The following is an 11502-nucleotide window of genomic DNA, read 5'->3' as shown; positions in this document are numbered from 1 at the left end:
GTGTGAATACGCCTTTTGATCAAGTGCCGCACGCGCGGGATGCCCGGCGTCTGAATGAAACCCGCCCCACGCCTGCGCTCCCCGCTCCCGGTTGCCAGTGGCCCTCCGCCGGACCGAACGCCGGCCCCGATCCAGTCGCACTTTCTTCTTACGACTCTGTCGTTCATCAGGTACTTGATATCCGCTCCCGAGAGCCTTCCCGCCGGTCTCTTCTCCTCTGGCAGCCGGCCGTGCATACCCCTACGGGTATTCCCATGAAATCAAGGTATTCCCGTTGAGCGGTCTGTTGTATCGAACCAACCCATATGTCATATATATGTGTGCACAGGACCTCTCCCGGCAATCCGAAAACTGTTTCCGACAAGACCTCTGAGGCGTCCTCTCAATGCGACGTTATGCTCAAAAGTAACACCGCCCCGCCATCCCGCCCGTCGGGACCGTCCCAAACGGGAGAGCCATCGGGTACCCAGATGCGGGCAACCGCCTCAAATATTGAGAAAAATTCTCAACGGCATAGAACGATGCCTATATACCCCTGAATGGGTATTTGATAGTAATAATTATTTACGAGCCGATACCCGGGACGGGTATGGCTGAAGATGCCTGTTCCCGGACTCCCCGCGCCGAGCATAAGGAATCCTGCGGCGTGTGTCACGAAAAACACGCGGCACCGAGGATGCGAATGTAAAGAAAAATTTACAGAGTAGACTCCAACGCTTCTCAAATGGGAAAGGTTCTCATTTGAATGCTCATTTCCGCACTTCAACCACACGGATCCTGCATGTCCATCAAGTTTGCCCGCCGTTCTGTCATCAAGCTCCTCGGCACCGCCCTCTTCACCCTCTCGGCCGGCGCCATGCTCGGCAGCTACACCCCGGCGGCCTCCGCCGCCCCGGTCGCCGACGAAGAAACCCTCACCTTCCTCAACTACCGCGATCTGCGCGATCTCAATCCGCACCTCTACGGCGGCGAGATGTTCGCCCAGGAGATGCTCTTCGAGGGTCTCGTCACGCTCGGCAACGACGGCTCCTACCACCCGGCCGTGGCCGAGTCCTGGACGATCTCCCCGGACGGCCGCGTATACACGTTCAAGATCCGCAAGGGCATGACCTTCACCGACGGCGAAGTGCTTGATGCCTATGCCGTCGAGAAGAATTTCGACGCCCTCATCGACAACAAGAAAAGACATTCGTGGCTCGAAATGATGCGTCTTTTAGTGTCGGCAAAGGCCACGGATGCCGAGACGTTCGTGATCACGATGAAGGAGCCGTACTACCCGATGCTCACGGAGCTCGCGGTCACGCGCCCCTTCGCCTTCGTGTCCCCGAAGGTGATGAAGGACGGCAAGACCAAGGACGGCGTCACGAGCTTCATCGGCTCCGGCCAGTGGATCCTCAAGGAGCACGTGATCGACGAGTACTCGGTCTTTGAGAGGAACGAGAACTACTGGGGCAAGAAGCCCGCCTACAAGCGCGTCATCGTCAAGGTCATTCCCGACAACCAGACCCGCATCCTCGCGCTCGAGAAGGGCGAGGCCGACCTGATCTGGGGGAAGAACATGGTCGACGCCGACGCCCTCAACAAGTACCGCGACAGCGACAAGTTCGGCATCGCCGTGTCTGATCCGACCTCGACGCGCCAGATCGTGCTCAACACGAACAACGAGTTCCTGCGCGACGCCAACGTCCGCCGCGCGCTGCAGCACGCCACCAACAAGGCCGTCATCAGCCAGGGCGTCTTCCACGGCCTCGAGCCCGCCGCCGACACGCTCTACGCGAAGTCGATCCCGTACTGCAATATCGACCTCAAGCCCTACGAGGCCAACATGAAGAAGGCCGCCGAGCTCCTCGAGCAGGCCGGCTGGAAGCGTGACGGCCGCCGCGCCCCGCTCATGAAGGACGGCAAGGCCATGGAGCTCAACCTCCTCTACAACTCGAACTCGGTGTCGGAAAAGACGATCGCCGAGTACCTCCAGAGCGAGTTCGGCAAGCTCGGCATCAAGGTGACGATCCGCGGCGAGGAGGAGCAGAGCTATCGCGACAACATGAAGAACGGCCACTTCGACCTCGTCTTCAACATCTGCTGGGGCACCCCGTATGACCCGCAGTCGTCGCTCGCCGCCATGCGCCAGCGCGTCTACGGCGACTACGCCGCCCAGCTCGGCCTTCCCGACAAGGCCGAGATCGACAAGGCCATCACCGAGATCCTCACCTCCACCGACGAAACCCGCCGTCAGGAGCTCTACACGTTCGTGCTGAAGCACCTGCACGACGACGCGGTCTACATCCCGATCACGTACGAGACCAACAAGGCCCTCTTCAACAAGAAGGTGGGCGGCGTCGGCTTCCTCTCGAATCAGTACGAAGTCCCGTTCGGCGACATGTACCCGGTGAAGTAATCCGCACCGTTTGAAAGAGACACCGCGCGCGGGTCGCCTCGCCGGCCCGCGGCCCGGAGCGCCCGCACCAACCAGCCGCAGGCGCCCGGGGCACCCCGGGCCGGCCGGCACGGGAACACCCGCGGGCGGGGTCTCTTCTCTCTTTTCCCTCGAGCTCTCTCCGCCGTGAGTCCCCGGTCTCACCCGGAGGGATGCCCCCGCCTTTTCCCCGCCAACCCTTCAAGCCCCGCAAGGGAGAGAACTGCCTTCAGCCATGCGTCAATACGTCATCAAGCGGTTGCTCGCGACGATACCGCTGCTATTCATCATCTCATTCCTCTGCTTCTGCTTCATCAACCTGATTCCGTCGGATCCGGCCGAGGTGGCGCTCCGCGTGCGCCAGACCCCGATCATCACGCCGGAGGCGATTGCAGAGATGCGCCGCGAGCTCGGCCTCGACGAGCCCTTCCTCGTGCGCTACTTCCACTGGCTCTGGGCCTGCCTCCAGGGCGACTTCGGCGTGAGCTACACGAACCCCGCCCGCACGGTGCTCGGCGAACTCTCGCGCTGCATGCCGGCGACCCTCTCGCTCGCGGGCCTGTCGCTGGTCTACGTGATCGGCCTCTCGCTCCCGATCGGCTTCCTCTCGGCGGTCTACAAGGACAGCTGGTTCGACCGCATCATGCGTGGCGTCGTGTTCGCGACGACCGCGATGCCGGCGTACTGGGTGGGCCTGCTGCTCATCTGGCTCGTCTCGATCAAGATGGATCTGCTGCCGACCTCGGGCTCCGGGTCCTTCGCGCACCTGATCCTCCCGGCCTTCACGGTGGCCCTCACCTACATCTCGACCTACATCCGCTTGATCCGCAACAACATGCTCGAGAACATGCGCGAGGACTACGTGCTCTACGCCAAGGTGAGGGGCCTCAAGGAACGCGCGATTCTCGTGAAGCACGTGCTGAAGAACTCGCTCCAGAGCTGCGTCACCGCGATCGGCATGTCGATCCCGCAGCTCATCGCCGGCACGATCGTCGTCGAGAACGTCTTCGCCTGGCCGGGCCTCGGCAAGCTCTGCATCACGTCGATCTTCAACCGCGACTACCCCGTCATCCAGGCCTACGTGCTGATGATGGGCGTGCTCTTCGTCTTCTTCAACCTGTTCTTTGACATGCTGCAGACCATGGCTGATCCGCGTCTGCGCCAGGAAGAGAGCCGCTGAAAATGCTGAAAGTCTTTTTACGCAATCCGATGACGCAGCTCTGCCTCTTCGTCATCATCGGCACGGCGCTCCTCGGGCTCTTCGCCCCGTGGATCGCGCCGCACGACCCCTACGAAAACAACATCCTGATGAAGTTCGCGCCGCCCTCGTGGGAGTACTGGCTCGGCACCGACCAGCTCGGCCGCTGCGTCTTCTCGCGCATGCTCTACGGCATCCAGCCGACGCTCTTCCTCTCGATCCTGACGATGCTCGGCACCATCGGGCTCGGACTCGCCATGGGCGTGCTCGCGGGCTACATGAGGGGGCCCGTGGACGAGGTGATCATGCGCGTCGTCGACGTGATGCTCTCCTTCCCCTCGCAGATCATGATCCTTGCGGTCGTGGCGCTCCTCGGCGTCGACATCCAGAACGTCATCATCGCCAACATCTTCATCAAGTGGGCGTGGTACGCCCGCATGATCAGGACGGCCGTGGTGAAGTACACCGGCATGAACTTCGTGCTCTTCTCCAAGTCGATCGGCTCGGGCGACGGCTACATCATGAGCCGCCACATGCTGCCCTGCATCGCCGCGGAGCTCGCGGTCCTGGCGTCGCTTGACACCGGCTGGGCCATCCTCAACATCTCGACGCTCTCGTTCCTGGGGCTCGGCGTCCAGGCGCCGACCCCTGAGTGGGGCGCGATGCTCAACGAAGCCAAGAACGTCATGGTCTCCAACCCCGAGCAGATGCTCGTCCCCGGCATCGCCGTCGTCGTTCTCGTCGGCTGCTTCAACCTGCTCGGCGACAGTCTCCGTGACGCGCTCGATCCGAAGGAGGTCCGCCTGTGAGCAACATGAATCCCATTCTGTCGGTGAAGGACCTCAGGGTCACCTTCCACCAGGACGGCAAGTCGGCCGAGATCGTCAAGGGGGTGTCCTTCGAGGTGATGCCCGGGCAGTGCCTCGGCATCCTCGGCGAGTCGGGCTCCGGCAAGTCGATGACGATGAAGGCCGTGCTGCGACTGCTCGAGAAGAACTTCGAGATCTCCGGCGGCATGCTCTTCAAGGGCGAGGACCTCAACAAGAAGTCCAACGAGGCGATCCGCCGCATGCGCGGCGAGAAGATCACGATGGTCCTCCAGAATCCGATGAGCTGCTTCGATCCGCTCTACCGCGTGGGCGAGCAGATGGCGGAGACCTTCGCCGAGCACACGGACTGGAACTCGAAAAAGATTCGCGAGGAGTCGATCGCCGTTCTGAAGCTCATGCGCATCCGCAATCCCGAGGAGGTGCTCCGCAAGTACCCGCACCAGCTCTCGGGCGGCATGCTGCAGCGCGTGATGATCGGCCTCGCCGTCAAGCTCGAGCCCGACCTCATCGTCTGCGACGAGCCCACGACCGCCATCGACTCGATCAGCCGCTTCGCCGTGATGCAGGAGTTCCTGCGCATCAAGAAGCACTCGAAGGCCGCGATGATCTTCATCTCGCACGACCTCGGCGTTCTCTCGATGGTCGCCGACCGCCTGTGCGTCATGTACCGCGGCCGCATCGTCGAGCGCGGAACCGTGGACGAGGTGTTCAGAAACGCCACCGACGCCTACACCCGCGAGCTCATTGACCGGCACTCGAGCGTCATGAACGCCTTCGTCCGCGCGACGAAGGGTGAGAAGTCCCCCGCCATTGAGGAGAAGAACTGATGCTGCTCGAAGCAAAGAACGTTGTCGTGAGCTTCAAGAAGGAAAACCAGGCGAAGCTCTTCGGCCGCGAGCGCCAGACGATCCTGCACGGCCTTGACCTCTCGCTCGAGAAGGGCGAGTGCCTCGGCATCATCGGCGAGTCCGGGTCGGGAAAGTCCACCTTCGGCCGCGTGCTCTCGGGGCTTCTCAAGCCCGACAGCGGCTCGGTGCGTCTCAACGGCATGGAGATCTACGCGCGCCACTCGCACGCGGAGCGCCTCGCCCTCTCCCACAAGACCTCGATCGTCTTCCAGGACTACACGACGAGCGTGAACCCGCGCTTCCGCGTGAAGCACATCCTCGGCGAATCGTTCAGGGCGCTGAGGCTCGCCGGCGAGAGAATCTCGAAGAAGGAGGAGTACACGACGGCCTGCTCGATCCTCGAGCGCGTGGGGCTGCCCGCGGACTTCATGGAGCGCTACCCGCACGAACTCTCGGGCGGCCAGCTCCAGCGCGTCTGCATCGCCCGCGCCGTGGCGATCCGGCCCGAGATCGTGCTGCTTGACGAGGCGATCTCGTCGCTTGACGCCGCGACCCAGATCCAGGTGATGGATCTGCTCAAGGACCTGCGCCGCGACAGCGGGCTCTCGTACGTCTTCATCACGCATGACCTCACCGCGATCACGTACTTCTGCGACAAGGTGCACTTCATGCACAACGGCCGCATCGTCGAGACCGTCGAGGACATCAGCCGCATCTCGGAGATCAAAAACAGTTACGCGCAGGACCTGCTCCATGCGGTCGTCGGCATCGGCATCGACCACGACAACGACGAGTACGCGCGGATCCTCGAGCAGCGAAGCGAAACCGACGCCGAGGCGCTCGGTCCCCACGGGACCGGCGCTCACGCCGCGGCGCAGGTGAGCTTCTGACGAGAGACATCCGCGAGACCCTAGGGGGAAGTCTCAGGGGGATGAACCGGTCATCCCGGTGCTCTGCAAACCTCCCGCCCGTCACGCCGCCGGTAAATGAAGGCAGTTCCCGGCGGCGGCGGGCGGGAGGAGAGCGCTGAGATGATCACGGCCTCCTCCCCACGGGCTTCCCGCAGGACAGAAACCAGACCCAGACCGACCCCGCCGCAACGAACACCTTTCCCGCCGTCTTTCATTCAACTGACAGGAAACTTTTCAGCTGTGACAGTCCAGTCCCCGAAGTTTGACCTCCTCTCCGTCACCGGCCCCGACGAATCGGGCCGGGAGATTACGCAGAGCCTCCGCATCCGGCGCATCGAGGGCACGGCACCCGGTCCCCGCGTTCTCATCACCGCGGGCATCCACGGCGCCGAGTACGTCGGCATCGAGACCGCGCGCCGCATCGCGCTCGAGCTCAATCCCGACCTCGTCAAGGGCACGCTCACCGTCGTCGCGCTTGCCAACCCCGGCGCCTTCGCCGCCCGCGTGCCGGCGGTGAACCCCGCCGACGGAAGGAACCTCAACCGCGAGTTCCCCGGAAACGCGGAAGGGTCGATCACGCAGCGGATCGCCGCGGAGATCACGAAACTGACGCTTGCGAGCGACTTCCACATCGACCTCCACGGGGGCGACGTGCACGAGTGCCTCTCGGCCTATGTCTACGTGCCCGGAGCGTGCGAGGCGAGTGTCACCGAGAAGGCCCGCGCGGCCGCGGAATTCGTCGACGTCCCGGTGCGCGTGCTCTCGCAGGCGACGACCGGCGCCTACAACTCGTCGGCCGTTCTCGGCATCCCCTCGATCCTGATCGAGCGCGGCGAAGGCGGCCGCTGGAGCGAGGAAGGCGTGGCGGCCTACCGCCGTGACGTGGCCTCCGTGCTGCAGCATCTCGGCGTCATCGTCCCCGGGGCGCTCGGGCTCGTGAACAAGCCCCGCCACGACCAGAGGGAAGCCCCGGTCGCGGTCTACGCGGGCTCGGCCGTCGACGGCCTCTGGTACCCGACGGTGCGCGCGGGCGAGAGCTTCCCCGCCGGGGCGCTCCTCGGGATACTGCGCGACTTCGAGGGCAAGGAAGTCAAGCGCGTGCACGCCGAGTTCGCGGGCACCGTGCTCTACGGCTCGGGAACATTGTTCGTCCCCGCCGGCCGGGACCTCGTCGCCTATGCCTGACGAAATTCACTGATCCACTCACTCATTTTTTCAGCCCCGCGGGTGAAGCGGGAGGAATGTTCCGGAGCCTTTTCGAAATCATTTCGAGGGCCCCGGCTCCCCCTCCTCATCCCCGGATTCCCTTCTCCCTTCAACCCTGCGGCCGCTTCTTTTCAAGTTTTTCTTCTCCAACGGCCGCGTTTCTCCTCCCTACAGGTACATACCCATGACCAAAAAGCTTCTCCTCGCCGCCGCCATCGCCGGCTGCTTCGCCGCCACGGCCGCCTCCGCCGCCGACGTCACCCTCTACGGCGTCGCCGACGTGGGCCTGCGTGCCTCCCGCACGGAGGTCGACGGCGTCAAGACCAACAAGCTCGAGATGATGAGCGGCCAGAACGCCGGCTCGCGCTTCGGCTTCAAGGGCGCCGAGGACATCAACGGCATGAAGGTCGGCTTCCAGCTCGAGGCTCAGTACATGGTTGACACGGGCGCCTTCAAGAACTCGCTCCTCTTCCACCGCCAGGCCACGGTCTACGCCCAGGGCCAGTACGGCACCCTCACCTTCGGCCGCATCGGTTCCTTCTCGTCCGCGGCCGGCACCTACGACCTCTTCTTCGGCACGGGCGACAGCTTCGACGGCGGCGACGGCAACGTGGTCGGCGTCTTCTCCTACGAAAGCCGCCGCGACAACATGGTGACCTACGCCTCGCCCGACTTCGCGGGCTTCAAGGTCTACGCCCAGTACTCCTTCGCCCAGGGCACGGAGAACGCCCAGTCCGGTCTCAACCAGCGCTACATGGGTCTTGCCGCCACCTACAACCAGGGGCCGCTCAATGTTGCGCTCACGGCCGAGACGGTTCACTACGCGAACGCGAATGACGCCCAGGACCGCCAGATCGACGACAAGGTCGTGGTGGGGCTCGCGGGCAACTACAACTTCGGGCCCGTCACGGTCTACGCCGGTGCGCAGTACCTCAAGGACGGCGACAACCTCGCGAACGACTGGGTCTCGACCTCGAAGTTCGTGACGGTTGACGGCTACGCCGCCCAGATCGGTGCGATCGCCCCGGCGCTCGGCGGCAAGTTCGTCGTGGCCGCGGGCTACGCGGACGGCGAGGCGAACAACTTGGACGGCAAGCTCTACGACCTCACGGGTTACTTCGGCTCGGTGCGCTACCTCTACTCCTTCAGCAAGCGCACGACCGTCTACGCCTCCGTCGGCTACCAGCAGCTCGAGCGTGACGCCGCCGCCGGCCAGACGCTCTCCGCCGCCGCCGAGGAGAAGCTCTACCAGGCCGCCGTCGGCATCACCCACAAGTTCTGACGCTGAGAACCCGAGGCTGATTCCCTCCCCCGCCTGAACCTCAGCTCTCCCGCCCGCCGTCCCGAAGTGAAGCCCCGGGGCGGCCGGAGGAGACCCTGGATTCGAGCCGGGAAGGAACGGCACCGGATTCCTCGGATCAAAAAAGACCTTCGTCGCCCGCAGCGTTCCTCACCTGCGGGCGTCGAGGCGTCAGAGGCGTGCTGATTCCGGGCACGCCCCTGCCGCCTCTCCCGATCCTTCACCTCTCTCTATATTTATGACCACGCCCGTCTCCCAGGTCCCCTCCGCCGCATCCGTCCGCCGTGCGACCCTGATCGGACTCTTCGCGCCCGTCTGCTGGGGCATGGGCGTCGCGCTCGTGCGCGGCATCGCCGAGGGCTTCGGGCTCGCGCAGGGCGAGACGCTGCTCTATCTCGTGGCGGTGGTGTGCCTCTGGTTCATGGTGGGCGTGCCGGACCTGCGCACCGTTGACCGGCGGTACCTCCTGCTGGGCCTCCCCATGGCCAACTTGTGTTCGATCTGCTACTGCCTCGCGATCTTCTTCTCCACCGGCGGCAAGCAGACCATGGAAGTCGGGATGGTGAACTACCTCTGGCCCGCGCTCACGCTCCTCTTCGCCGTCATCTTCAATGGCGTGAGGACCCGCTGGTGGATCGTGCCGGGCGTGATGCTTGCGTTCGTCGGGATCATTCAGATCCTCGCCGGAAACGACGGGTTCTCGCTCGCGGGCTTCGTCGCCCGCCTCAAGGAGAACCCGTGGAGCTACGTGATGGCGCTCTTCGCCGCCCTCACCTGGGCGAGCTTCTCCTCGATGACCAAGGCCTGGAGCAACGGGGCCAATCTCTCGACCGTGATCTTCGCGATCGACGCCGCGATCTACGGCGTGCTGTGGTTCCTCGATATCGGCACCGAGACTTTGGGCGAGCCCGACGCGCACGGCATCGTCTCGGTGGTGCTCGGCGGCGCCGCCATGGGCGCGGCCTACGCGGCCTGGACGCACGGCGTCAGCAAGGGGAACGTGACGACGCTCGCGCTGGCATCCTACTTCACGCCGGTGCTCGCCTGCCTCTTCGGCGTCGTGTGGATCGGGGCGGAGCTCGACGGGTCCTTCTGGACGGGCGTGGCGCTCGTCGTGGCGGGGTCGCTCCTCTGCTGGGATGCGACGGACAGAGGGGTGAAGGCGTTGGAACGGGCACCTAAGTGCTGTGCTGAACATTGACCCAAAGCTGAAAGAATCTCTGTCATTCGGCAGATACAATCGTTTCTCTTGTGATGCACTGCAATTTGCAGTACACTATGTACTGATAGTTGCAACACATTTGGAGGCATCAAATGGCAACTCTGACGATCCGTTTGTCGGACTTTGATGAAGCTTTTCTTAATGACCTTGCTAAGTCAACCGGCGAAACAAAGACTGCTCTTGTCCTCAGATCTCTAAGGATGCTCGCGAGTTCCATCCGCGAAGATGAACGCGTAACCCGACTTTCACTTGAGGAATTCGAAAATTTCCTTACTCAACTTGAGGAAGGTGAGAAAGATCCTAAGGTTTTAGCTGCCCGTGCTCGATTCCGCGCCCGCAAGCCTGTTTGGGAGGATTGATGGCACGCTTTTCGAAGCCTATTCCTATAACTGCGGAAGATGCCCCTGCACTTGCTTCATTTGAATGTGGAGAAAGTGATATAGATCAGTGGCTCCGGAGACGCGCTTTAGCGAACGATATACGTGGCGGTAGCAGAACTTATTTGGTTTTCTCATTAGACGATGGAGAATTGGCTGGATTCTTTGCACTATCTACCCATTCTGTTGAGCATTGCTCATTGCGTGCAAGTTTGCGAAGAGATATGCCTGCTCCCTTGCCAGTGATTCTTCTCGGGCAGCTCGCTGTGAGTAAAAAATTTCAAGGGCAAGGACTTGGCGATTCTTTGCTTATGGCTGCTCTAGATATTTCAATGGCAGCGGCCGAGTCAATCGGCGTAGCCGCCCTTGTAGTTCATCCAATTTCCGAAAAGGCACGGCTTTTCTATATTAAAAGAGGGTTTTCAACGGCAAAAACGAATTCGCCTATGCTCTTTTACGGATTACATGAAAAATCCTAGCATTAAAATCTTCAGAAAGCAAGATCTGGGCGCGTCAAATAAGGCGCGCCTTAATTTGCATTATACTTAGTTTTCGATATTGTTTCATATTATAAAAATAATTTGAAGTGAAATGACGATGACCCGCCGGCTCTCGCTCTGGATGAACGGTCACCGGGCAGGCATGCTCGCTTTCCCCGGACGGGACCGCTGGGAACTTGACCTTGACGATGACCGGGCTGGCTCCGGCCTCGGTCTTCCGCTGTCGCGCTCTCTGCCGCTGACGGCCGGCGGCAGTCCGCTCACCGGCGACGCGGTGCGCAATTTCTTTCTCAACCTCCTCCCCGAAAACGAGGATCTGCGCCGGCTCACCGCCCGTGACGTCCCGCCCGGGCCGGACGATCTCCCGGCGCTGCTGCTCGCGGGCGGCCGCGACTGCCCGGGCGCTCTGCAGATCCTCGCCGAGGACGAGGAACCCGCGCCGCCCTCCCCCGCCGGCGGCACCGAACTCACCGAGACAGAAATCGCGGAGCGTCTGAGGCTTCCTCCTCCAAGTCAGACTTCCGACCGGCTGCTTGAGGACGACTACCGATATCTGCTCCCCGGGGCTAAACTAGTCGAATGAGAAATTACAATATCTACCCCGACCTCAAAAATGGAGGCCGCCATGACGTTGTGCAGCGTAGGTACCCTATCAGGCTCTTGAACTGCTGAAGAGCTCGGCAGCATGGAGTGT

The 11502-nt window shown here is 62.5% G+C and carries 11 protein-coding genes; all 11 read left to right on the top strand.

What is annotated here, in order from left to right:
- Positions 1–781: 781 nt before the first annotated feature.
- Entirely contained in the window at positions 782–2398 is a 1617-nt protein-coding gene (nikA, locus tag Q4F91_RS10850) for a nickel ABC transporter substrate-binding protein (protein WP_303337599.1), read from the top strand.
- Positions 2399–2651: 253 nt separating this feature from the next.
- The gene (gene opp1B, locus Q4F91_RS10845; protein WP_303337597.1) at positions 2652–3596 is read left to right on the top strand and encodes a nickel/cobalt ABC transporter permease; all 945 of its coding nucleotides are present in this window, start codon (positions 2652–2654) and stop codon (positions 3594–3596) included.
- A gap of 2 nt (positions 3597–3598) precedes the next feature.
- Complete coding sequence (gene opp1C / locus Q4F91_RS10840) at positions 3599–4423, top strand: nickel/cobalt ABC transporter permease (RefSeq protein ID WP_303337595.1); 825 nt, start codon at positions 3599–3601, stop codon at positions 4421–4423.
- A 5-nt stretch (positions 4424–4428) separates the two neighbouring features.
- Positions 4429–5271: an ABC transporter ATP-binding protein gene (locus tag Q4F91_RS10835; RefSeq protein ID WP_303337601.1), complete on the top strand. Its 843-nt coding sequence runs from the start codon at positions 4429–4431 to the stop codon at positions 5269–5271.
- On the top strand, positions 5271–6182 hold the full coding sequence (locus tag Q4F91_RS10830) for an ABC transporter ATP-binding protein (protein ID WP_303337593.1): 912 nt from the start codon (positions 5271–5273) through the stop codon (positions 6180–6182). Before Q4F91_RS10835 ends, Q4F91_RS10830 begins: the two co-directional genes overlap by 1 nt.
- Positions 6183–6443: 261 nt before the next feature.
- The gene (locus tag Q4F91_RS10825; RefSeq protein ID WP_303337591.1) at positions 6444–7388 is read left to right on the top strand and encodes a succinylglutamate desuccinylase/aspartoacylase family protein; all 945 of its coding nucleotides are present in this window, start codon (positions 6444–6446) and stop codon (positions 7386–7388) included.
- 205 nt (positions 7389–7593) lie between these two features.
- Positions 7594–8691, top strand: a complete 1098-nt coding sequence (locus tag Q4F91_RS10820) for a porin (protein ID WP_303337588.1) — start codon at positions 7594–7596, stop codon at positions 8689–8691.
- A 256-nt stretch (positions 8692–8947) separates the two neighbouring features.
- Complete coding sequence (yddG, locus tag Q4F91_RS10815; protein ID WP_303337586.1) at positions 8948–9910, top strand: aromatic amino acid DMT transporter YddG; 963 nt, start codon at positions 8948–8950, stop codon at positions 9908–9910.
- A gap of 113 nt (positions 9911–10023) precedes the next feature.
- The gene (locus Q4F91_RS10810; RefSeq protein ID WP_303337584.1) at positions 10024–10290 is read left to right on the top strand and encodes a DUF1778 domain-containing protein; all 267 of its coding nucleotides are present in this window, start codon (positions 10024–10026) and stop codon (positions 10288–10290) included.
- Positions 10290–10787, top strand: a complete 498-nt coding sequence (locus Q4F91_RS10805) for a GNAT family N-acetyltransferase (RefSeq protein ID WP_303337582.1) — start codon at positions 10290–10292, stop codon at positions 10785–10787. The genes Q4F91_RS10810 and Q4F91_RS10805 overlap by 1 nt, the downstream gene beginning before the upstream one ends.
- Positions 10788–10899: 112 nt before the next feature.
- Positions 10900–11391 (top strand): HipA N-terminal domain-containing protein, encoded by a 492-nt coding sequence (locus Q4F91_RS10800; protein ID WP_303337580.1) that lies wholly within the window; start codon positions 10900–10902, stop codon positions 11389–11391.
- The last annotated feature ends 111 nt before the right edge of the window (positions 11392–11502 follow it).

The sequence above is a fragment of the Sutterella sp. genome (assembly GCF_030539355.1).
In the GTDB taxonomy this organism is placed as follows: domain Bacteria; phylum Pseudomonadota; class Gammaproteobacteria; order Burkholderiales; family Burkholderiaceae_F; genus Sutterella.
This window is presented reverse-complemented; position numbering and strand designations above follow the sequence as displayed.

What these genes read in the sequence shown, in the direction of transcription:
- nikA (WP_303337599.1), top strand. Translation starts at nt 782, where the DNA reads ATGTCCATCAAGTTTGCCCGCCGTTCTGTCATCAAGCTCCTCGGCACC.
- Q4F91_RS10820 (WP_303337588.1), top strand. Translation starts at nt 7,594, where the DNA reads ATGACCAAAAAGCTTCTCCTCGCCGCCGCCATCGCCGGCTGCTTCGCC.
- Q4F91_RS10835 (WP_303337601.1), top strand. Translation starts at nt 4,429, where the DNA reads ATGAATCCCATTCTGTCGGTGAAGGACCTCAGGGTCACCTTCCACCAG.
- opp1B (WP_303337597.1), top strand. Translation starts at nt 2,652, where the DNA reads ATGCGTCAATACGTCATCAAGCGGTTGCTCGCGACGATACCGCTGCTA.
- Q4F91_RS10800 (WP_303337580.1), top strand. Translation starts at nt 10,900, where the DNA reads ATGACGATGACCCGCCGGCTCTCGCTCTGGATGAACGGTCACCGGGCA.
- Q4F91_RS10805 (WP_303337582.1), top strand. Translation starts at nt 10,290, where the DNA reads ATGGCACGCTTTTCGAAGCCTATTCCTATAACTGCGGAAGATGCCCCT.
- yddG (WP_303337586.1), top strand. Translation starts at nt 8,948, where the DNA reads ATGACCACGCCCGTCTCCCAGGTCCCCTCCGCCGCATCCGTCCGCCGT.
- Q4F91_RS10830 (WP_303337593.1), top strand. Translation starts at nt 5,271, where the DNA reads ATGCTGCTCGAAGCAAAGAACGTTGTCGTGAGCTTCAAGAAGGAAAAC.
- opp1C (WP_303337595.1), top strand. Translation starts at nt 3,599, where the DNA reads ATGCTGAAAGTCTTTTTACGCAATCCGATGACGCAGCTCTGCCTCTTC.
- Q4F91_RS10810 (WP_303337584.1), top strand. Translation starts at nt 10,024, where the DNA reads ATGGCAACTCTGACGATCCGTTTGTCGGACTTTGATGAAGCTTTTCTT.